This window comes from Mesorhizobium sp. 113-3-9 (genome assembly GCF_016756515.1).
In the GTDB taxonomy this organism is placed as follows: domain Bacteria; phylum Pseudomonadota; class Alphaproteobacteria; order Rhizobiales; family Rhizobiaceae; genus Mesorhizobium.
On sequence record NZ_AP023246.1, the window covers coordinates 1,675,474 to 1,696,360 of the forward strand.

The 20,887-nt window shown below is 63.4% G+C and carries 18 protein-coding genes; 8 read left to right on the top strand and 10 right to left on the bottom strand.

The features are described 5' to 3' along the window. Positions 1-101 precede the first annotated feature (101 nt). Complete coding sequence (locus tag MesoLj_RS08145) at positions 102-1,178, top strand: extracellular solute-binding protein (protein WP_202325665.1); 1,077 nt, start codon at positions 102-104, stop codon at positions 1,176-1,178. Then, positions 1,175-2,485 (top strand): flavin monoamine oxidase family protein, encoded by a 1,311-nt coding sequence (locus MesoLj_RS08150; protein ID WP_202325666.1) that lies wholly within the window; start codon positions 1,175-1,177, stop codon positions 2,483-2,485. Before MesoLj_RS08145 ends, MesoLj_RS08150 begins: the two co-directional genes overlap by 4 nt. Here the strand turns inward: MesoLj_RS08150 and MesoLj_RS08155 are convergent. The 3 genes from MesoLj_RS08155 to MesoLj_RS08165 are packed head-to-tail and all read right to left on the bottom strand — an operon-like array spanning position 2,449 to position 5,310. Then, complete coding sequence (locus MesoLj_RS08155) at positions 2,449-3,522, bottom strand: ABC transporter ATP-binding protein (RefSeq protein ID WP_019861565.1); 1,074 nt, start codon at positions 3,520-3,522, stop codon at positions 2,449-2,451. The two genes, MesoLj_RS08150 and MesoLj_RS08155, sit on opposite strands and share 37 nt — an antisense overlap. 52 nt (positions 3,523-3,574) lie before the next feature. Continuing rightward, positions 3,575-4,396: an ABC transporter permease gene (locus tag MesoLj_RS08160; protein WP_202325667.1), complete on the bottom strand. Its 822-nt coding sequence runs from the start codon at positions 4,394-4,396 to the stop codon at positions 3,575-3,577. Then, complete coding sequence (locus tag MesoLj_RS08165; protein ID WP_140772656.1) at positions 4,393-5,310, bottom strand: ABC transporter permease; 918 nt, start codon at positions 5,308-5,310, stop codon at positions 4,393-4,395. The genes MesoLj_RS08160 and MesoLj_RS08165 overlap by 4 nt, the downstream gene beginning before the upstream one ends. Positions 5,311-5,584: 274 nt before the next feature. On the opposite strand from MesoLj_RS08165, the gene MesoLj_RS08170 reads away from it, so the two are divergent. Then, a complete protein-coding gene (locus MesoLj_RS08170) occupies positions 5,585-7,003 on the top strand; it encodes an aminotransferase (protein WP_202325668.1) in 1,419 nt (472 codons plus the stop codon). Between the two features lie 72 nt (positions 7,004-7,075). Here MesoLj_RS08170 and MesoLj_RS08175 read toward each other — a convergent pair whose 3' ends face one another. After that, positions 7,076-8,107, bottom strand: a complete 1,032-nt coding sequence (locus tag MesoLj_RS08175) for an aldo/keto reductase (RefSeq protein ID WP_202325669.1) — start codon at positions 8,105-8,107, stop codon at positions 7,076-7,078. Positions 8,108-8,197: 90 nt separating this feature from the next. On the opposite strand from MesoLj_RS08175, the gene MesoLj_RS08180 reads away from it, so the two are divergent. Further along, on the top strand, positions 8,198-8,842 hold the full coding sequence (locus MesoLj_RS08180) for a TetR/AcrR family transcriptional regulator (RefSeq protein WP_202325670.1): 645 nt from the start codon (positions 8,198-8,200) through the stop codon (positions 8,840-8,842). Between the two features lie 20 nt (positions 8,843-8,862). Here MesoLj_RS08180 and MesoLj_RS08185 read toward each other — a convergent pair whose 3' ends face one another. Then, a complete protein-coding gene (locus MesoLj_RS08185) occupies positions 8,863-10,065 on the bottom strand; it encodes an aromatic ring-hydroxylating oxygenase subunit alpha (RefSeq protein WP_140772648.1) in 1,203 nt (400 codons plus the stop codon). Between the two features lie 497 nt (positions 10,066-10,562). On the opposite strand from MesoLj_RS08185, the gene MesoLj_RS08190 reads away from it, so the two are divergent. Continuing rightward, positions 10,563-10,973, top strand: a complete 411-nt coding sequence (locus MesoLj_RS08190) for a hypothetical protein (RefSeq protein WP_140772646.1) — start codon at positions 10,563-10,565, stop codon at positions 10,971-10,973. A gap of 119 nt (positions 10,974-11,092) precedes the next feature. Here MesoLj_RS08190 and MesoLj_RS08195 read toward each other — a convergent pair whose 3' ends face one another. Both MesoLj_RS08195 and MesoLj_RS08200 read right to left on the bottom strand, forming a co-directional pair. Continuing rightward, complete coding sequence (locus MesoLj_RS08195; protein WP_202325671.1) at positions 11,093-13,180, bottom strand: ATP-binding protein; 2,088 nt, start codon at positions 13,178-13,180, stop codon at positions 11,093-11,095. 94 nt (positions 13,181-13,274) lie between these two features. Next, positions 13,275-14,048, bottom strand: coding sequence for a response regulator (locus MesoLj_RS08200; protein ID WP_181179873.1), 774 nt, complete (start codon positions 14,046-14,048; stop codon positions 13,275-13,277). Positions 14,049-14,093: 45 nt separating this feature from the next. Between MesoLj_RS08200 and MesoLj_RS08205 the strand changes: the two genes are divergently transcribed. Continuing rightward, on the top strand, positions 14,094-14,795 hold the full coding sequence (locus tag MesoLj_RS08205; protein ID WP_140772642.1) for a response regulator transcription factor: 702 nt from the start codon (positions 14,094-14,096) through the stop codon (positions 14,793-14,795). 70 nt (positions 14,796-14,865) lie between these two features. Here the strand turns inward: MesoLj_RS08205 and MesoLj_RS08210 are convergent, their stop codons facing one another. After that, positions 14,866-15,033: a hypothetical protein gene (locus MesoLj_RS08210; protein ID WP_140772640.1), complete on the bottom strand. Its 168-nt coding sequence runs from the start codon at positions 15,031-15,033 to the stop codon at positions 14,866-14,868. Between the two features lie 188 nt (positions 15,034-15,221). Here MesoLj_RS08210 and MesoLj_RS08215 point away from each other — a divergent pair, with 188 nt between their 5' ends. Then, positions 15,222-15,542: a hypothetical protein gene (locus MesoLj_RS08215; protein WP_202325672.1), complete on the top strand. Its 321-nt coding sequence runs from the start codon at positions 15,222-15,224 to the stop codon at positions 15,540-15,542. 218 nt (positions 15,543-15,760) lie between these two features. Further along, positions 15,761-16,216 (top strand): L,D-transpeptidase, encoded by a 456-nt coding sequence (locus MesoLj_RS08220; RefSeq protein WP_202325673.1) that lies wholly within the window; start codon positions 15,761-15,763, stop codon positions 16,214-16,216. A gap of 129 nt (positions 16,217-16,345) precedes the next feature. On the opposite strand, the gene MesoLj_RS08225 is transcribed toward MesoLj_RS08220, so the two are convergent. Then, positions 16,346-19,429: an efflux RND transporter permease subunit gene (locus MesoLj_RS08225; RefSeq protein WP_202325674.1), complete on the bottom strand. Its 3,084-nt coding sequence runs from the start codon at positions 19,427-19,429 to the stop codon at positions 16,346-16,348. Next, complete coding sequence (locus MesoLj_RS08230) at positions 19,426-20,775, bottom strand: efflux RND transporter periplasmic adaptor subunit (protein ID WP_202325675.1); 1,350 nt, start codon at positions 20,773-20,775, stop codon at positions 19,426-19,428. The genes MesoLj_RS08225 and MesoLj_RS08230 overlap by 4 nt, the downstream gene beginning before the upstream one ends. Positions 20,776-20,887: the final 112 nt, after the last annotated feature.

Below are 20,887 nucleotides of genomic sequence, written 5' to 3' on the forward strand. Positions count from 1 at the left end.
ACGGTCCGTCCGCTGCCGCCTCGGTGCAGCGGACGACCCTCGCCAAAACAGATGATTTCTCCTAACCTCGCTGCAGCTTTTCGCGATGGGGGAGTTTCGCCATGACGCCAATGCTACGCCACCTTGCACTTGCCGCCGCCTGCATGATCGGCGCTGGCGGGGTCTATGCCTGGGCGGAAGGCGGCGGCGATCTCGTGGTGTTCGACTGGTCCGGTTACGAGGATCCGCTGCTGCATCCGGCCTACACCGCCAAACACGGCGCCGAGCCGACCTTCGCCTTCTTTGGCGACGAGGATGAAGCCTTCGAGAAGATGCGGGCGGGCTTCAAGGCCGATATCGCGCATCCCTGTTCGCAAAGCGTGGCGAAGTGGCGCGATGCAGGGCTGTTGCAGCCGCTCGACACCTCCCGGATTGCCGGCTGGAAGAACCTCAATCCCGGCATCATGGCGATGAAGAACCTCGCCACCACCGAGGACGGCAAGGCCTGGTTCATGCCGTTCGACTGGGGCAATACGGCATTGCTCTACCGCACCGACAATGTGACGGCCGAGCAGGCGCAGTCGCTGCGGATCCTGGCCGATCCGAAATTCAAGGGCCGCGTCACCATCGGCGACAATGTCGACGATGCCTACGCGCTGGCGAGCCTGGTGATCGGGCTGAAGGACTGGACCAAGATGACCGACGCGCAGTTCAAGGAGGCGTCCGATTTCCTGCGCCAGGTGCACAAGAACATCCGTCTCTACTGGACCGACTCGAGCGATATCGACCAGGCTTTTTCCGGCAATGAGGTCGACCTCGCCTGGGGCTGGGGCCAGACACTGATCGCGATGAACGGGCAAGGCGTTCCCGTCGCCATGAACCGCGATACCAAGGAAGGCATGTCGACCTGGGTGTGCGGCTACGTGCTGATGAAGGACGCGCCGGGCAAGCTCGACCAGGCCTATGATTTCCTAAACGCGGTCAACGCGCCCGACATTTCGAAATACATGGTCACGACATTCGGCTACGGCCATGGCAACAGCGCCGGCATGGCCGCGATCGACCACAAGGTGCTGGCCGAGCGCGGCTTCGACGACATCGACAAGTTCCTCGACAAGACGCTGTTCCAGCAGCCGGTCGCGCCGGAACTGAAGAAGCGCATGGTCGACGAATTCGAGAAGATCAAGGCCGGCTATTGACGAGCGAACTGGAAAGAACCGAAGTCGTCATCGTCGGTGCCGGCTTCACCGGCCTGTCGGCTGCGCTTGAGTTGAAGCAGGCCGGCATAGGCTTCCTGCTGCTCGAAGCGCGCGACCGTGCCGGTGGCCGGGTCGAGGCGGTCCGCAACGGACTTGGCGAGCGCATCGACAGCGGCGGCCAGTTCCTGTGCGAGGACATGCCGGAAGTGATGGCGCTGGCGAAGGCACGCGGCAAGACATTCGTCACCACCTATGTCGAGGGAGATTTCATCACCCATCCATCAATGCCGGCCAAGGACGCCAAGCAGACCTATCACGGCGCGATGGCGATCCGCGAACGCATGAACGGCATCGAGCCGGACGACACCTCCATAGAAGGCATGAGTGTCGCGGCCTGGCTGGAACAGCAGCATGATCCCATCGATGCCAAGACGGCCTTCCGCTCGATGATCGAAGGCCTGTGGTGCCTGCCGATGGACAAGGTGCCGCTCTGGTACCTGATCGATAATGACCGCCGCATCACCAACGAAGTGCCGGAACTGCAATATTCCCTGCGCGAGACCATGCAGTCGCTGGCCGAAGATCTTTCTGGCGATCTTGGCAATCGGGTGTTGCTGAACGAACCGGTCACGCGCATCGAGCATGGTCTGCAAGGCGTTCGCATCGTCACGGGCAATGGCGTGATCGAAGCGCGACACGTGCTGATGGCGCTCCCGCCGGCGACGACCGCGAAGCTCGATTTCGCACCGGCCTTGCCGACGAGACTCGCGACGGCGCTTGGCACCTGGGAAAGCGGCGCGGTGATCAAGATCCTGGTGCGCTATTCCAGGACATTCTGGCGCGAGCAGGGTTTGAGCGGCATGGTGATGTGGCGCGACCTGCCGGGCCTCTTTGCCTGCGATGCCAGCAAGGATGCGCAGCATGCCGCGCTCGTCGTCTTCATCGGCGGACCGCTCGCGCTGCGCTGGCGGGGGCTGGGCGAAACGGCACTTCGTGCGGAAGTGACGGCACGATTGCAGGACGCGCTCGGTCCGCATGCCGGCGATATCCTTGATTTCAGTTCGCGCGATTGGATACAGGATCGCTGGAGCGGCGGCGCCTACAGCGACCTCATTGTCGACGTGACGGCCAGGGATGCCGAGCGGACGATTCTGGCGGGTGCGCCGCCGGTGCATTTCGCCGCTTCGGAACTTTCGCCGTCATTCCCCGGCTATGTCGAAGGCGCGATCGTCGCCGGGCGCATCGCGGCGCGCAAGATCTTGGCGCTGCTTCAATCCCCCATCGCCACCAGCGCCTCGGGATCGTAGGCAAGGCGGATCGGGGTGCCGACGGGAATGTCGTCGGCGCCGAAATCGTTGGTTTCGGTCACCGATAGCGGCTTTTCCAGACCCGGTATCTCGACGATCAGATGGGTGATCTCACCGAAATAGTGGCGTTCGACCACCTTGCCGGCAACCTCGAATTTTGCCGTCGCATTGTCCCACAAAACACGCAGGCGCTCGGGCCTAATGCCGAGCGTTGCGGCGCCGCCATTGCGCACGAAGGCCTTCGGCTTGTCGGTCTTGACGCGGCCGAAGCCCAGCGTGTCGACGATCAATGAGGCGCCGTTCTCCTCGACGATCTCCGCCTTCACGAAGTTCATGCCGCCGAGGAAGTCGGCGACCTGGCGATTGACTGGCCGCTGGTAGATTTCCTTGGGCGAGGCGACCTGGGCGATCCTGCCGCCGAACATCACGGCGATGCGGTCCGACATGGCGAGCGCCTCGTATTGGTCGTGGGTGACCAGCACGAAGGTGATGCCGACGGCCTGCTGCAGGCGGCGCAGTTCGACCTGCATCTGCTCGCGCAGCTTCTTGTCGAGCGCCGACAGAGGCTCGTCGAGCAGCAGCACCTTGGGCCGCATCACCAATGCGCGGGCCAGCGCGACGCGCTGGCGCTGGCCGCCCGACAGTTCGGTGGCCAGCCGCTTGCCAAGGCCGGTCAGCGAAACCTGCGCCAATGCCTCCTCGACGCGGCGCTTCTCTTCGCCGCCCTGTAATTTCAGCCGCTTCAGCCCATAGGCGACATTCTGCTCGACATTGAGATGCGGGAAGATCGCATAGCTCTGGAACACCATGTTGGTCGGCCGTCGGTTGGCCGGGATGCCTTCCATAGGCTGGCCGCCGACCGCGATCGATCCGCTGGTCGGGTTGTCGAAGCCGGCGATCATGCGCAAAAGCGTGGTCTTGCCGCAGCCGGACGGCCCGAGCAGCGAGAAGAATTCGCCCTCCCTTATGGTCAGGGACGCATCGTCCAGCGCCTTGAACGATCCATAGCTGCGGGTGACGTTGCGGATCTCGATCATCGCTCGATCGGACTGGGCTCGATCGGATTGAGGGCGCTCGATCTGCGGCTGTTCAGGCATAGAGGCCTCCCTCGTTCTGGGTGCGTCTGGCCGCGCGGCGACGCAGGATTTCGGCAATCGTCATCAACAGGAAAGAGGCAACGAGCAGCAGCGTGCCCAGCGCCAGCACGCCTGGCAGTTTCGAGGCGAAGCGCAACTGGCCCCAGATGTAGATCGGCAGCGTCGCTTCGGTGCCGGTCAGGAAGAAGGCGATGATGAATTCGTCGAGCGAGATGGTGAAACAGACGAGCAGGCTCGAGATGATGGCCGGCGCCACCATCGGCAGCGTCACCCGCCGGAAGGTCCCGAAGGCGCTTTCGCCGAGGTCGGCGGAGGCTTCCTCCAGGCTGCGGTCGAAGCCTTCGAAACCGGAGGTCAGCACCGTCATCGAATACGGAATGCAGACCAGCACATGGCCGAGCACGACGGTGAATAGCGACAGGCTCAAGCCCAGCTGCAGCATCACCAGCAGCATGGAGATGGCGACGATCACCTCGGGTAGCACCAGCGGCGCCATGATCAGGCCGTTGATGGTGCGGCGGCCGGGATAGCGGTAGCGGGTGATCGAGCGGGCGGCGAGGATGCCGAGCACGGTGGCGAGAACCGAGGCGCAGACACCGACTTTGAGGCTGTTCCAGGCGGCGTCGAGCAGGGCCGGCGTGTGCGGCAGGTCCGCATACCATTGCAGGGTGAAGCCGGTGAGCGGGAATTTCGGCGTTGGCGCGGTGTTGATCGAGAAGATCGGCAGGAAGATGACGGGCAGATAGAGGAAGACGATGTAGAGGAACGCATAGACGGACAGCCAGCCGCCCGAAAGGAAACGCCGCGCCCTCATCGTGCCAGCCTCTGCAAGGCGCGGATGATCAGCACCGTGGCGCCGGCCATCAAGGTGACGATCAGCATGGTGGTGACGGAAAGGGCGGCACCCAGCGGCCAGTTGGCGGCCTTGCCGAACTGCGCCTGGATGGCATTGGCGATCATGACGCCGTCCTTGCCGCCGACGAGCTTCGGCGTGACGTAGTCGCCGACGGTCGGGATCATGACGATCAGCGCCGCCGAGATGACGCCTGGTGCCGACAGCGGCAAGGTCACGCGCAGGAACGAGCGCAAGGGGCCGTCGCCAAGGTCGGTGGCCGCTTCGACCAGCGTGCGGTCGACCTTCTCCAGCGAGACGAAGATCGGCAGGATGGCGAAGGCCGCCCAGGCGTGGGTAAGCGTGATGATGACGGCGCTCGAATTGTAGAGCAGGGCCGTCGACGGCTCGTGGATGATGCCGAGGCCCATCAGGCCGGAATTCAGGACCCCGTTGTAGCCAAGGATGACCTTCCAGGACATGACGCGCAGGAGATAGCTGGTCCAGAACGGGATGGTGATGAGGAACAGCCACAGGCTCTTGTGACGGCCGCCATGGAAAGAAATGAAGTAGGCGATCGGGTAGGCGAGGATGACGGTGAGCAGGCTCACCGTCAGCGAGATGTAGAGCGAGCGCCACAACAGATCCCGGTAGATCGGTTCGGTCAGCGCGACGCGGTAGTTTTCCAGCGTGAAGGTGCGGTCGATGGTCAGGTAATGCTGTGTCCAGAAGGAATGGGCGATGACCACCAGGATCGGCAGGACCAGCAGGATGAGCGCGTAGAGAAAGGTCGGGCTGATCAGGGCAAAGCCCTGTACGGGCTCGGACTGCAGAAGGGCATTTCGTCTGGCCCGCGTCATGCGCAGCGGGGGCGACCCTTCCGCCGCCGCCGTCATTGCCAGACTCCGGGGGGCAGGGCTCCGGGCGTGATTTCGGTTGCTGGCCTGGACTGTTCCGCCATGCGGCATCCCATTGTGCTGGCGCCGACTTGTTGTTCCCCTTGCCGGCTTTCTTTCATCATGCCCGTATCCGCGGATTGAAATCAAGCGCTATTTCTGCAATATTGATTGAACGGACATTCAAAATGAAGTGAAGAAAGCCCGGATTTTCGGCATTTGACGCTGAATTGGATGCCCGAGAAGAAATCGATGAGATGATGTGGAGGCGATCATGGCGGCTGCGAGAGATCTAAGAGCGACCGAGACGACCGAGCCCGGCGGCGGCGATGCCATCGAACTGGCCAAGCGCCATCTCATCCAGCCCTGGCCTTATGCCGGTTCCGTCGGTGCGGAAGCACGCGCGCTGATCGGTGAGGGCGACGGCATCTACATCACCGACAACACCGGCAAGCGGCTGATCGACGGGCCGGCCGGCATGTGGTGCGTCAATGTCGGCCACCGCCGCGAGGAGCTGGCCAAGGTGATGTACGACCAGGCGATGGCGTTGTCCTACAACACGCCCTGGTACACGATGAACGCGCCATCGGCGGAGCTTGCCATGCGCATCGCCGGCCATGCGCCGGGCGATCTCAGCCATGTCTTCTACACCACCGGCGGCTCTTCGGCCGTGGAGACGGCGCTGCGCTTCATGCAGTTCTACAACAATGTGCGCGGCCGCCCGGAAAAGAAGCTGATCCTGTCGCGCGGCGGCGCCTATCACGGCTCGACCTACCTGTCGGCCTCACTCAACGGCCGCCCACGCGACCGCGACTGGATGGATGGTGCCGACGAGCTGGTGATCAAGCTGTCCTCGCCCGATCCGTTCCGCCGTCCGCAAGGCATGAGCCTTGCCGCCTTCACCGATTTCCTCGTCGAGCAGTTCCGCGACACGGTCGCCCGTGTCGGCGCCGACAGGATAGGCGCCTTCGTCGGCGAGCCGGTGCAGGCCTCCGGCGGCGTCGTCGTGCCGCCCGATGGCTATCTCGGGCGCATCCGCGAGATCTGCCGCGACAACGACATCCTCTATGTCTCCGACGAGGTGGTGACGGGCTTTGGCCGGCTTGGCCATGTCTTCGCCTCGGGCGACGTGTTCGGCATCGATCCCGACATGATCACCTTCGCCAAGGGCGTCACCTCGGGTTATTTTCCGCTCGGTGGCGTCATCATCTCGGAACGGCTGCTGGAAGAACTGCGCCGCTCGAACCATCCCGATGCGATGTTCGGCCACGGCCTGACCTACACCAGCCACCCCGTCGGTTGCGCCGTGGCGCTGAAGAACCTCGACCTGCTGGAAGAAAGCGTGCTTGCGCACACGCAGGCGGTCGCCCCCTATTTCCAGGCGCAGCTGAAGACGCTGGAAGAATTGCCGTTGGTTGGCGAGGTGCGCGGCGTGGGGCTGATGGGCTGCGTGGAGTGCGTCGCCGACCGCGAAAGCAAGGACCCGCTGCAACTCGACAAGGATGTCGGCAAACGCATCGACGCCCATTGCCATGAGCTTGGCCTGCTGGTTCGTCCGCTGATCAACATGTGCGTGATGTCGCCGCCGCTGATCATCACGCGCGAGCAGATCGACGACATGGTCGCAATCCTGCGCGAAGGCATTTCACGCACGATGGATGACCTGCGTCGGGAAGGCGTGTGGCAGGGGTAAAGCTCTCCCTTCTCCCCGTTTCACGGGGAGAAGGTGCCTGTTGGGCAGGTGATCTCCTCCGACCTTGCGGATCTATGCAGCGGCGCGTTCGCCCGCAGGCCGGCGGCGCTGATCGGCTTGCAGGATCGCCGGCGGGTTGTAGTTGGCCTCATTCAGTCCGACATCGGTTCCCGGCGGGACGATCTGATCGATCCGATCCAGAATGTCGTCGCCGAGGCGGACCTCGGCGCCGGCGAGCAGATCGTCGAGATGCTGCATCGTGCGCGGTCCAAGAATGGCCGATGTCACGCCCCGATGAGCCATCACGAAAGCCATCGCCATGTGGGTGAGCGACAGCCCGGCCTCGTTCGCCAACGGGATGAGTTGCTCGACCGCATCCAGGCTGCGCTCATCCGACATTTGCCTGGGCATGTATTTCACCCGCAGGCTGTCGGGCATCTTCTGCCCCTTGCGGTAACGCCCGGTGAGCATGCCTTTCGACAATGGGCTCCAGACCATCGCTCCCATTCCATGTCGCTCGCAGGTGGGAAGCACGTCGCGCTCGATGCCGCGATCGAGGATCGAATATGGCGGCTGTTCCGTGCGGAAACGGGCCAGCCCGTGCCGCTCGGCGACCCATTGGGCCTCGACGATCTCGGAGGCCGGGAAGGTCGACGATCCGATCGCCCGCACCTTGCCGGCGCGCATCAGATCGGTGAGCGCGGAAAGCGTTTCCTCGATGTCTGTGTCCGGCGCCGGCCGATGAATGAGGTAGAGATCGATATGGTCGGTTTGCAGGCGGCGCAGCGACGCCTCCACAGCCTGCATGATCCAGCGTCGTGAATTGCCCTGACTGTTCGCGTCTTCCCCCATTGGCCCATTCACCTTGGTGGTCAGCACGATGTTGTCGCGCCGGCCCTTCAGCGCCTTGCCGACGATCTCCTCCGACTCACCGCGGCTATACCGGTCGGCGGTGTCGATGAAGTTGATGCCGTGATCCAGGGCTCTGTGGATTATGCGGATGCAATCGTCGTGGTCGGGATTGCCCAGTCCGCCGAACATCATCGAGCCCAGGCAGTAAGGGCTGACCTTGATGCCGGTTCGTCCCAGTGTGCGGTAGTGCATAACGTTCTCCTTGGTGCAGGGTTGTGGCCAGCACTGCCTTGCTGTGCTATTCGGTCTAAGCGGAACAGTATTCCGTTTTTATACGGAACAATGTTCCGTTTTGCAAGCGGGTGTGTCGTGAACGACCAGACAGACGATTCAGATGGTGGCCTGGAGCCTCGGGCTCGTGCCGACCGGCGCGTGCGCGCCGATGCGCGGCGCAATCTCGACACGCTGCTCCAGACGGCCATGGCGGTGTTTGCGAGTTCCGGCGTGGATGCGCCGGTGCGCGAGATCGCGGAAAGGGCGGGCGTCGGCATCGGCACCGTCTATCGGCACTTTCCGCAGCGCTCCGACCTGATCGCCGCCGTCTTCCGCCGTGAGATTGACGCCTGCGCGGACGCAGCTTCCGTCCTGTCGGCTGGGCATCGACCCTTCGACGCGCTGGCGAACTGGATGCAGCGATACGCGGCCTTCGTCGCGGCCAAGCGTGGGCTCGCCAAGGCCCTGCACTCAGGAGATCCGGCGTTCGACAGTCTGCCGGGTTACTTCGACCAGAGGCTGCGGCCTGCGCTGCGCAGGCTTCTCGATGAGGCGATCGCCGTCAGAGAAATCCGCGCCGATGTCGATGCCGACGAGCTTCTTGGCGCGGTGGCGAGCCTGTGCATGTCGGCCCACAATGCCGGAAGCGGCCGCGCGGAGCGCATGGTCGCTCTCCTCGTCGATGGGCTGCGCCACGGCGCGAAATCGTCGTAGCGGGCCAGACCTGCACTGCTCTAGGACCGCGACCTGAGCGCGTCGTTCAGATTCCACATGTCCTTCTCCTCGGGCGCGGTCTCGAGGCCCAGCACCGGCAGCATCTTGCGCAGATGGTCGTGGTGGGTGCGCACTCCGTATTCGAGGTCTGAGAGATAGAAGCCCTCAAAGGCCTCGGACAGCATGGATTCGTTCGACCACACGGACAACTGCACATCTTCCGACATGGTGTCGCGGTCGATGCGGAAGGACAGGTATCTGGCGGCGGCCTGCTCGCGGCTTTCGTCGCGGTAACGGTAGATGGCGCCGCGCAGCAGGGTCTGACCCGTCGACAGCGGAAACTCCTGATAGAACTGCACGGATTCCGGCATCACCGAAATGACCGCATTGGGGAAAATGCCATAGTAAACCCATGCCTTCTTCAGATAGTCCGGCAGATGCGTCGGCTCGGGCGCGATCTTGACGTAGTTCCTGACGCTCCAGCGGCGGCCGGCATGCGGGTTGTAGGTGGCGAAGGATCGCGACACGCCGTTTATGAAGGGCTCATCGAAATAGGTCGCGCCATAGAGATCCTGCAAGGCGGGATGCGCCATGGCGACGTGATAGCCCTCATTGTCGACATCGCGCACCGACTTCCAGTTGACCGGGGTCTTCTGGGTCCAGATGCCCCAGGACGGCACCATGTCGGCGGCATTGTAGTGCGCGAATTCGGGTTCGATCGGCTTCATCAGTTCGGCGACTGAAGGCTGCGGGCCGCCATTGCGGAAGCGGATGAAAATGAAGCCCATCCAGATTTCGAGATCGAGCTGCATCAGGCCGAACTCGGTCTTGTCGAGGTCGGGGAAGGAGCGCGGGCGCGCGGCGCCGCGCAGCGTGCCGTCGAGATTGTAGACCCAGCCATGGAACGGGCACACCAGCGCGTTCTTGCAATTGCCCTGGCTGTCGGCGACGACGCGGCTGCCGCGATGGCGGCACATGTTGTTGAAGCCGCGCACGACGCCATCCTTGCCGCGCACGATGAGGGCGCGTTCGCCGACCACGTCCATGGTCAGGTAATCGCCAGGGTTGGGCACGTCGCTGACATGGCCGACGATCTGCCAGTGGTTGCGGAAGACGTGCTCCTTCTCAAGCTCGAGAAGGGCATCGGAATGGTAACTCCAGCCCGGTAGTCCCCGCCGGTCCCAATCGTTGGGGATCGCCACGTCACGGAGGTGCGGGTTCATAAAACGTCTCTTCTTTTTGTTGAATAATCATTCAATAAAAGCATATTTTTCATTGAAATGCAATGGCTTGTGAAAATACGAATGGTTTCAAGGCGAGGCCCTGGCATTGCCCTTGGCTGAATTCGATACGGCTGCTGCCCAGGAAAATCGCGGAGAATCCGGGTGTTAGCCTCGGTTCCGAGGCGCCGTTTCGACACGATATCCCGAAGCGCGGAAACCGAAGGACAAGACGCCTGGCCGGAGGCAAAAAGCGCTCGCCGCGCCTCGGCCGATCTGCTGTTCGGCAGGCGCTTGGGGCCGGGATCGCCCGTGGGACTTGGCCTGAGGTTCGCTTGCCTCGGCCACATGCGATCCGGAATGACCGATTCTGCCCGATTTTGCCCGAAACTTCTGTTTCAACCTGGTTACATTGCCAGATCTACACCACGTTCGTGCTGTTACAAAGCGCGAGTAAGTTCGTTTCATCAGCAAAAAGAAACGCAGCGAAGGGGAAGGCAATGCATGCGAAAGTCAAGATCATCAGCGGCGAGCACCGCCTCCAGGCTCCAGAGCGCGCTGACCGCCGCCCGAAACTGGCGCTGCGCCAACGCGCCAGCGACCACCCGATGGCTATGTTCATGGGACTGGCTGCTTGCGCCTTCGTCGGCATGGCGCTTACGCCGACAGTCGGGCCGGCCTTCGCTTCGTTGAACCCGCCGGCCAACGTCGTTGACGGCGCGCCGACGACAATCAAGACCGCGCGGCTGCCGATGCCGACGCTCGATTTCGCCTGCAAGGGACAGGCCTGGGGCGCCGAGAGCGTGGATTGCCTGCGCGCTATCGCCGAGCAGTCCGGCACGCACAAGGCCCGCGCGATCCGCATGATCGCCAATGCCGCACCACTGACCAACACGCCAAACATTTTCTGATTTCCGTCGAAGTGTGGTCCCGAAACCCGTTCCCATTCGGGATCATGCTCTGACCTCCCCGAGCGCTCCTCCAGCGCTCTCTTCGGCTCCCGCCGCTCAGTCGGCCGGGAGCCTCTTTTTTACCCTTTCAACGCCGCCTGCTCGGCAATCGTTGAAAGCACGCTGCGCACGTCCAGCGTGCTGAACGGCTTTTCCAGGATTTGCGGCCGCTGCTGCGCCGGCAAGGCCTCGATTTCCGCCTTGGCGCCGATCAGATCGCCGGTGACCAGCACGAAACGTCGTGCGAGGTCGGGCCTCTCGGCAAGCAGTTCGCGGTAGATCGCTATGCCCGATGTGCCGGGCATGCGCAGGTCCGAAAAGACGATGTCCGGTGGCATGTGGCCGCTCAAGGTGGCGGTGCCCGATACCCAGACGGGCGCGATCCGCGACTTGATGCCCATCAGTTCGAGAATGTCCGACAGCGAGCCGGCGACGTCAGGTTCGTCGTCAATGATCAAGGCATGACGCAGGCCGCTCGAGCGTGGCTGCGTCTCGCCGGCGGTGGCGATGCCCGCCGAGATGGCCGGCAGATGGACGACGAAACGCGCGCCTCTGGGCACAACTTCCTCGAACCAGACATTGCCATTGTGCCGTTCGATGATCGATTTCGAGATCGACAGGCCAATGCCGGTGCCCACGCCAACGGGCTTGGTGGTGAAATAGGATTCGAAGATGCGGTTGCGGATCGCTTCCGGAATGCCGGGCCCGTTGTCCTCGACCGAAAAGCCGGGATTGCCGCGATCGGTACGGAACGTCCGCACCTTGATCAGCCGGTCGCCGGCAATGCCGGCAAGCGCATGCTGGCTGTTGATCAAAAAGTTGGCGGCCACCTGCGTCACGTGATCGGCGTCCGCCATGGCCAGCAGCGGACCGGGCGCGAAATCGGTATCGATGATGATGCCGCTCGAGCGGGCGCCGTAGGCTGTCACCTCGAGGGCGGCGCGGATCACCTGGTTGAGATCGGTCTCGGCCTGCGCCGCGGGATGCAGGCGCACCATGGAGAGGAAGCTCTTGACGATGCGGCCGCAGCGCTCGGCGGCGGCGCGGACCTTCTCGGCACGGACCTTGGTCTGCGGATCGGTGGCGAATTCATGCAGCAGCGTCGATTGCGCGACCACCACCGCCAACGGGTTGTTGAGCTCGTGCGAAACACCCGCGAGCAGCGAGCCCATCGCCGCCATCTTCTCGTTCTGATGCAGTTTCTCGCGCTGCCGGTTGATCTCTTCCTCGGCGCGTAGCCTGTCGCGCAAATCGCGGATCGAGCCGAAAATCAGGCGGCGGTCGGCCACCCGCATCTCGGTCGCCGTCAGTTCGATCGGAAAAACTTCGCCAGCGGCATTCTGCGTCACGGTCTCGAGCCGCTGGCCGACCATGGGCGCGCCGCGGCCCGACATGTAGTCGGCGCCCGAGGAATACCCCTTGCGGTAGTATACGGGCACGACGGTGTCGAGCAGGTCCTTGCCGAGGATGTCGCTGCGCCGGAAGCCGAACATCTTTTCGGCCGCAGGATTGAATTCGATGATCGATCCGGCCTCGTCGATGACGATGATGGCGTCGAGCGAGGCCTGCAGCATGGTTCGCCGGATGACTTCGCTGGCATGGGCGTCGGAGGGCGAGTGTTCGATGGCGTCGCCGATGGCGAGCGCGATGATGTGCAGCGTCGCCTCTTCCTCATCGGTCCACTCGCGCTCGCCGACGCAGTCATTGACGGCCAGCGTGCCCCACAGATGGCCATGCGCGAAGACCGACACCGACAGGAACGACTTGATGCTCTGCTTCTCGAAATCGGTTCTCAGGAAGCCTTCGAGATTGCGCGTGTGCCCGGCGAAGATCTTGCCTTGCCGTTCGTCCTCGGCCACGCGCTCCAACAGCGGATCGGAGTTGACGATCGACTGCATGATGACGGTCGGCGAGGCCAGTTCTCCACCGAAGTCGGGGTCGATCCAGTAGGCGGACACCGACTGGGCAAAGCCCTGGCCAGGCAGCTCACGCAAGCGGAACAGGATGCCGCGCTGGCACTCGATGGCCCGGCACAGCGTCTCCAATATCCCGTCCATTTCGCGCTGCCAGTCGCCGGCCTCGCGCAGCCGCCGAACGACGCGCACGGCCGCCATCGCCGCGCCCTGCCTGAAACCCTGCATATCCGTGCTTGTTGCTTCGCCCGTCATTGTCAGCCGTTATTCCAAGGTCATTGCCAATTCGATCGGCCCAAATTCGATCGGCGAGCAACGGCTGCGAACCTGAACCCTGTGGGCCTGGCGCTCAGTTGCCGTCGCCGGTCGGCAGCGAGAAGATATAGCCTTCGCCGCGCACCGTGCGGAGGAATTTCGGGTTGGCCGGGTCCATCTCGATCTTCTTCCTCAGGCGCATGATGCGGATGTCGACGGCGCGCGACGATTCCGGATCCTCGGTGAAGCCGATGGCCTCCGAGATCGCGGCTCGTGTCAGCAGCCGGTTGGCGCGGGTCAGGAAGACCTCCAGCACGTCGAATTCGCTCTTGGCCATGTCGATCACGGCGCCATTGGCACCGGTGACCAGCCTGCCGTCGAGATCGGCCTGGAACGGGCCGAAGGCGACCGAGCGGCGATCTGCCTTGGCTTTCCTGTCGAGCAGCTCCGTCGGCTGCGGAACGCGGCGCAGCACGCTGCGGACCCTCGCCAGCACTTCGCGCAATTCGTATGGCTTGACGATGTAGTCGTCGGCGCCGAGTTCCAGCCCGACGATGCGGTCGAGCGCGGTGCCGGCGGCGGTCGCGTAGATGATGCCGATCGGCATTTTCGAGCGCAGCCAGCGGCCAAGCGACAGCCCGTCCTCGCCCGGCATGGCAATGTCGAGGATGGCCAGATGGAAGGGTTGCGTCTCGATCAGGCTGCGTGCGGCGGCCGCGGTTTCCGCGGTCGCCACGTCATAGCCGGCAGCGCCGAGATATTCGGCAACCGCGTCCCTCAGGTCGGGCTCGTCCTCGACGATAACAATTCTTGCCCGCACGATGCACTCGCTCCCACTTTCAGTGGAAAGTAGATTGGGTATAAACATCATGTCCAGCACTCATATCCGGTTGCAAGGGAATGGTTGGAAAACATGGCCGCACGAGCCGTCATCGCGCTTGTTTCCGTCGCCGAGGTGGTCGCGACCGAACTTGCAGACCATCTCGAGCGGCGTGGCCATGACGTGCGCCAGGCGCGACAGCCCTGGGAGGCGGAATCGCTGCTGGCGGGCAGGGGCATCGATGTCGTTGTCGTCGGTGACAGTCTCAGCCAGGCGGAAGGGCGGGATCTGCTCAGGCGTTATGGCGGCCAAGGCGAGGGCGGCGGGGATGGACCCGACTTCATCCTGATCTGCCGGCCTAGCGATCTGGTCGACAAGGTGCTGGCGCTCGAACTGGGTGCGGCCGACGTTGTCGAAAGCCCGCTCAATGTCAGGGAACTCGCCGCCCGTGTCGGCGGCCTGCTGTCGCGGCGCGGCAGGGGCACCCAGGAACTGATCGTGCTGGAGAATGCGACCGTCGATTTGAGGTCGGCCATCGTCATGCACCGCTCCGGCACCGAGGAACAGCTTTCGCCCGGCCAGGTGGCGCTGCTCAGGCTGTTCCTGGCCAGCCCCCGCAAGGTGCTGACGCGTGACGACATCATCGCCGCGGCACCGGCCGAGAACGCCGATGCCTTCGATCGCTCGATCGATTCGCGGATCGTGCGGCTGCGCCGCAAGCTCGACACCGAGACCATCACCACCATACGCGGCGCCGGTTACCGGTTCGATCCGCCGCAGCAATTCGCTGACTGATGGCAGGGTGCCCGGAAGATCTTTCTGGCTGAGCATCGGATTTTCTCCCTCGCACCGATGCTCCCGAAGCTCAGCGTACCACCAGCAGCGACGGCCCTGATGGCATGTCGTTGCTCATGACGAGTTCATTGGCCTGGGCACGATCCCTCAGGAGCACGGTGGCAAGGGCGGCAAAGCCGAGCAGGCCCTGCGCATAAAGCAATGCGGAAAGCACCGAGGCCGCGAATTTCGTTTTCATCGTTCCAACTCCCCAGAAATGCCAATTCTTCAAAATCAATGTGTCGCGGGTCGCTTCAGGAAACTCCCGAAGTGCCCGCGCCGCCCACGGAGCCCCCCGTCGCGGCGCGGGCCTTCGGTCCTCTCGGCAGCAAGATGCCGGAGGGGCCGCGCAATGCCAGCAACCGAAGGCCAACCCGCCAGAGGGCCTTGAGCCGGGCGATGCGCAGGCTGGACACAATCCAGACCGTGGCGGAAAACAGGGCGGCGTGCAGTGTAGAGATCTCGTTCGAACTCATCGCCGCCAACCTTGCCACGGAACCGCCGGCAACCGTGCCGACACCGCCGATGACCGCCGCCGCGATGCTGATCCTGAAAAGCCAGGACCGCGTGTTCGTTTTCGTTCCCATGGTCGTTGCCGTCTGCTTTCGTTACGTCAACTTTGCTTCCGGCCCGTATCCGGATCATGCCGCCAGACCCGACGTTTTGTTGCAGATTGGTTTCGAGATAGGCCACAGACCTTTCATATAACGGAATACGAACTTTCGTTTCGAGGAAAATACCTATGTGCCGCATCCCGCTCCGGTTTACGCGAGCGAACGCAGGCGATGCGACCGCTTAATTTGTTAACCGGAGGAAACAGATTCGAAACACAAACGAGCATTTCGCGAAATCTGTCCGAAACATGCCGCAGCGATAAGCCGCTCATCGAATTGGAGCCGGCCGGACCGGCAGAGAGAGGGGATATCATGCACACCACCATTTCCGCCAAGCTCATCAACATCACCGCCGCCGCGCTCACGGGTGCCGCGCTTCTGTTCGGCGCCGACGCAGCGCACGCCGCCAACAAGATCGTGGCGCGGGTCTCGCTTTCACAGCAGATCATGGAAGTCTCGGTCGACGGCCGGCCGACCTTCGCCTGGAAGGTTTCCACCGGCGACCGGGCGCATGTGACGCCGACGGGCTCGTTCAAGCCGACGCGCATGCATGAGATGTGGTATTCGAGGAAGTACGACAACGCGCCGATGCCGCACTCGGTGTTCTTCAGCGGCGGCTACGCGGTGCACGCCACCTATGCGATCAAGCGCCTCGGCCAGCCGGCCTCGCATGGCTGCGTGCGGCTGCATCCCGACAATGCCGCCGATTTCTACCAGCTTGTCGAGACCTTCGGGCCGGCCAACACCAGCATCGTCATCGTCAAGTAGCAGGCTGTGAGCGGGCCGGCGGACCGCCGTGCCTGTTCAGGACTCCCGCAGGATCCTTCACGCGGTTGAGCGCAGCCAAAAAAAGAGGCCGGGAAATTCCCGGCCTCTTTTTTGTTCTTCGTCTTTCCATCAATCCGGCAGCGCCGGCATCAATTTCGGATCCGGCTTTTCCGCGTGATGCGGCAAGTCCTTGCTGGCGATGAAGGTGTAGAACATGGGCACGACGAAGAGCGTGAACATGGTGCCGACCAGGATGCCGGTGAAGATCACCAGGCCCATCGAATAGCGGGCCGCGGCACCCGCGCCGCTCGACGTGATCAGCGGCACAACGCCAAGCGCCATTGCCGCCGTCGTCATCAGGATCGGCCGCAGGCGCACCTTGGCCGAGGCGATGATGGCGTCGCGCCGCCGCATGCCATGGGCCTCGCGCTGCTGGTTGGCAAACTCGACCAGCAGGATGCCGTGCTTGGTGATCAGGCCGATCAGCGTGATCAGGCCGACCTGCGTGTAGATGTTGAGCGTGCCAAGGCCCAGATTGAGCGGCACGATAGCGCCGAAAATCGACAGCGGCACCGCCATCATGATGATCAGCGGGTCGCGGAAGCTCTCAAACTGCGCCGCCAGCACCAGGTAGATGACGATGACTGCCGCTCCGAAAGCGATCAGGATCGTGTTGCCCTGTTCCTTCTCCTGCCGGGACTGGCCGGAATAGTCGATGAAGAAGGTATCGGGCAGGCTCTCCTTGGCAATGTCCTCGAGGACCTTCAAACCGTCGCCGGTGGTGACGCCGGGCAGCGGCAGCGCGGAAATCGTCGACGAATTCAGCTGGTTGAACTGCTCGATTGCCGCCGGCGAGGCATTGTTCGAAATCTTTACCACGGCCGACAGCGGCACCATCTCGCCCGTCACGCTGCGCACGAAATACTCGCCGAGCCTTTCGGGGTTGTCGCGGAATTCCTGCGGCACCTGGGGGATGATGTCGTAACTGTTGGAGTCGCGGTCGAACTGCGCCACCTCGGCGCCGCCGACCAGCAAGGTGAGCGTGCGGCCGATATCGGCGATCGGCAGGTTAAGCGCCGCGGCGCGGTCTCGGTCGATGGTCACCGTCACCTGCGGTGCGTCATAGGCCATCGAATTCTGCACGACGATGAAGCGGCCGGAGGCCTGCGCCTTGTTCTTGATCTGCTCGGCCGCCTCGTACACTTCGGCGGAATCGCCGGTCGAGCGTACCACCAGGGAGATGGGCAAGCCGCCGCCGGACCCCGGCAGCGTCGGCGGAGCGAAGACGAAGGCCTGGACGCCCGCCACTTTGGCGATACGAGCGGTAATGTCGGCCTGCAGCTCTTTCGAATTGCGCTTGCGATCCGCCCAATCCTTGAAAGCAAAACCGACGAAGGCACTGTTCGTCGTACCGCCGAAGGCAACGGCGGAGAACTGCGCTCGTGTCTCCGGAATATCCCTCACCAGACCGAGAATCTGGTTGACGTAGGTCTCGGTGTAATCGGATGTCGCATAACGCGGCGCGGTCACCAGCGAGAGCAGGAAGCCCTGATCCTCTTCCGGTGCCAGCTCGCTCGAGGTCTTGGTGAACATGAAGCCGGTCACACCGACAAGCGCCAGCACGATCAGCAGCGTCAGCGGGCGGTAGTTCAACGAACCGGTGACGGCTCGCTCATAGACGTGCTCCACCCGCGCGAACGTGCCGTCGACAATGCGCTGGAAACGGCCTGGGTTGCCGGGCTTCAGGAGGCGTGCCGACATCATCGGGGTGATGGTGATGGCGATGATGCCCGACAGCACCACCGAGCCGGCGAGCGTCACCGCGAATTCACGGAACAGCGCGCCGGTCAGGCCACCCGTGAAGGCCAGCGGTGCGAACACGGCAGCCAGCGTCATGGTCATGGCGACGATGGCACTGGCGATTTCGCGCATGCCGTTGAAGGCGGCCTGCATGGGCGACATGTGGTCTTCTTCCATGTGGCGGTGGATGTTCTCCACCACCACGATGGCGTCGTCGACGACAAGGCCGATCGCCAGCACCATGGCCAGCAGCGACAGAAGATTGATCGAGTAGCCGACCGCGAACAAAAGGAAACAGACGCCGATCAGCGACAGCGGGATGGTGATGATCGGCATCATCACCGAACGGAAGGAGCCAAGGAACAAGAGGATGACCACGACGACGATGGCGACCGCCTCGGCGATGGTCTTGAACACTTCGTCGATCGAGGCGCTGATCTGTCCGGTCGCGTCGTAGACGACCTCGATCGTCATGCCTTTCGGCAGCGTCTCCTGGATCTGCGGTACGAGCTTGGTGAGCGCTGCCGCGGTGGTCAGCGGATTGGCCGCCGGGGTCGGGAAGATGGCGAGGAAGGTGCCGGGCTTGCCGTTGAAGCTCACTCTTGTATCGGTGTTCGCGGCAGCGAGTTCGACACGGGCCACGTCGCGCAGCCGCACGACATTGCCGTCGATCGAGCGCAGCGGCAGCTCGGCGAAGGCTTCCGGCGTCTGCAGCGTCGAGCGCACGGTGATCGACGAAACGACGTACTCGTTCTGGGTGTTACCGGGCGCCGACAGGAAGTTCGAGTTGTTGATCGCCGCCAGCACTTCCGCCGCCGTCACGCCACGCGCCGCGAGCCTGATCGGATCGATCCAGACGCGCATCGAGTATTCCTGGGCGCCGAAGATCTGCACGTCGGCGACGCCTTCGACCGTCGACATGCGAGGCCTGATGACGCGCTCGATATACTCCGTCAGCTGCTCCTTCGTCATGTTCGGATTCTGCATCGAGATGTACATCATCGCGAACTGCTGGCCGGTGCCCTTGACGATGACCGGATCCTTGGACGCGTCCGGCAAGGTGCCGCGCACGCCCTGGACCTTGGACAGCACTTCGGTGAGCGCGACGTCCGGGTCGGAGCCGAGCTTCATCTGCACCGTCACGGTGCTGGAGGACGGACGGCTGGACGAGGTGACGTAGTCGATGTTCTCGGTCGAGGCGACGGCGCGCGCGATCGGGGCTGAAATGAAGCCCTGGATCAGGTCGGCGCTGGCGCCCGGATAGGCCGTCGTGATCGTGATCGCGGTCTCGTCAACCTTCGGATACTGCCGGATCGACAGGTTGAAGATGCCCTGGAAACCGAGCAGCAGGATCATGCAGGCAAGAACCGTCGACAGGACGGGCCGGCGAATGAAGAGATCGGAAAAGCTCATTGGTCGTCGGCCTGCTTGTTCGCCGATTTGGTCGGGTCGATCGTGTTGTCGACGTTGACGGACATGCCGTTGAAGAGGCGGTTCTGACCCGCGGTGACGACCTCGTCGCCGGCATTCAGACCTTCGACGATCTCGACCATGCCTTGATTGCGGCGGCCGGGCTTGACGAAAACCTGTGACAGGACAAGCGCGGGCTTGTCGCCTTCCGCCGCCGGTTTGGCAGGGTCGGCAACCGCCGGTTTGGCGGCATCGGAAGCGGCCTTGTCCGCTGGCTTGGCGGCATCGGCGGCAGGCTTCATGGCATCAGCCGCCGGTTTCATCGCGTTGGCCGGCTTGGCGTCCGCCGGCTTGTCGGTGGCCGCCGCCGCGGGCTTCTCCTCCGGTTTGGCGGTCTGGGCCGGGGCCGCCCCGGCGGGCTTCGCCTGCTGCACCACGAAGACGTAGTCGCCATAAAGGCTGGTGGTCAGCGCCGTTTGCGGCAGCGCCAGCACGTTCTGCTCCTCGGGCAATTCGACACGCACCTGCACGAACTGGCCAGGAGTGAGCTTGCCTTCCGGATTGGCGACTTCCGCCCTGATGTTCACCAGCCGGCTGGACGAGTCGATCTTGGGGTCGATGCCGCGAATGGCGCCGGCGAACGGCATGTCCGCGCCGCTCAGGCCCAGCCGAACCGTCTGACCGATCTTGAGCAACGGCAATTGCTGTTCGGGAACCGAGAAGTCGACCCGCATCGTGTCGAGATCCTGCAGCGTCACCACCGAGGTGCCGGGTGCGATGTACTGGCCCAGGTCGATCCTCGGAATGCCGACCGTGCCGCCGAAGGGCGCCGTCAGTTGCTTCTGGTCGAGCACCGCCTGCAACCTGGTGACCTGGGATGCCGAAGCGGACGCCGCCGCTCGCGCGCTGTCCAGCGTCGAGTCGGAGCCGACGCCACGCCTGGTCAGTTCGATGGCGCGGGTCAGCGATACCTGATCGAGCGCGGCCTGCGCCTTCTGTGCGTCCAGATCGGCGCGTTCGACGGCGTCGTCGAGTTGCAGCAGCACCGCGTTGGCCGCCACCTTCTCGTTGGCATGGAAGGGGATCTCCTTGACGATGCCGGCGGTCTCGACCGTCAGGTCGACACCGCGCACGGCGCGCACCGTACCGATCGCCTCGACGCCCGGCGTCCAGTTCGACGGTTTGGCGATGGTCGTCGAAACGGTCGCCGCCGGCGGCTTCATCGTGGCGAAATACTGCTTGATGCCGTTGTCGCGCAGGAAGTTGAAGCCGACGATTCCGCCGACCACAATGACGAGCACAGCCAGGACGACAATGATGAGAAAGATACGAAGTATGCGCTTGAACAAGGAAGTCCCCTCAGTCGAAATCCGGCGCGAAGCTCGGACATCGGGACACATACCGACTGCGGGTCCCGATTTCAAATAGTGGCGGTCTTACTGTACCGTCTGGACGGTCTTG

What these genes read in the sequence shown, in the direction of transcription:
- MesoLj_RS08180 (WP_202325670.1), top strand. Translation starts at nt 8,198, where the DNA reads ATGTTCCGTTTTGCAAGCGGGTGTGTCGTGAACGACCAGACAGACGAT.
- MesoLj_RS08165 (WP_140772656.1), bottom strand. Translation starts at nt 5,310, where the DNA reads ATGACGGCGGCGGCGGAAGGGTCGCCCCCGCTGCGCATGACGCGGGCC.
- MesoLj_RS08160 (WP_202325667.1), bottom strand. Translation starts at nt 4,396, where the DNA reads ATGAGGGCGCGGCGTTTCCTTTCGGGCGGCTGGCTGTCCGTCTATGCG.
- MesoLj_RS08145 (WP_202325665.1), top strand. Translation starts at nt 102, where the DNA reads ATGACGCCAATGCTACGCCACCTTGCACTTGCCGCCGCCTGCATGATC.
- MesoLj_RS08155 (WP_019861565.1), bottom strand. Translation starts at nt 3,522, where the DNA reads ATGATCGAGATCCGCAACGTCACCCGCAGCTATGGATCGTTCAAGGCG.
- MesoLj_RS08205 (WP_140772642.1), top strand. Translation starts at nt 14,094, where the DNA reads ATGGCCGCACGAGCCGTCATCGCGCTTGTTTCCGTCGCCGAGGTGGTC.
- MesoLj_RS08195 (WP_202325671.1), bottom strand. Translation starts at nt 13,180, where the DNA reads ATGACGGGCGAAGCAACAAGCACGGATATGCAGGGTTTCAGGCAGGGC.
- MesoLj_RS08200 (WP_181179873.1), bottom strand. Translation starts at nt 14,048, where the DNA reads ATGTTTATACCCAATCTACTTTCCACTGAAAGTGGGAGCGAGTGCATC.
- MesoLj_RS08170 (WP_202325668.1), top strand. Translation starts at nt 5,585, where the DNA reads ATGGCGGCTGCGAGAGATCTAAGAGCGACCGAGACGACCGAGCCCGGC.
- MesoLj_RS08225 (WP_202325674.1), bottom strand. Translation starts at nt 19,429, where the DNA reads ATGAGCTTTTCCGATCTCTTCATTCGCCGGCCCGTCCTGTCGACGGTT.
- MesoLj_RS08185 (WP_140772648.1), bottom strand. Translation starts at nt 10,065, where the DNA reads ATGAACCCGCACCTCCGTGACGTGGCGATCCCCAACGATTGGGACCGG.
- MesoLj_RS08190 (WP_140772646.1), top strand. Translation starts at nt 10,563, where the DNA reads ATGCATGCGAAAGTCAAGATCATCAGCGGCGAGCACCGCCTCCAGGCT.
- MesoLj_RS08175 (WP_202325669.1), bottom strand. Translation starts at nt 8,107, where the DNA reads ATGCACTACCGCACACTGGGACGAACCGGCATCAAGGTCAGCCCTTAC.
- MesoLj_RS08220 (WP_202325673.1), top strand. Translation starts at nt 15,761, where the DNA reads ATGCACACCACCATTTCCGCCAAGCTCATCAACATCACCGCCGCCGCG.
- MesoLj_RS08210 (WP_140772640.1), bottom strand. Translation starts at nt 15,033, where the DNA reads ATGAAAACGAAATTCGCGGCCTCGGTGCTTTCCGCATTGCTTTATGCG.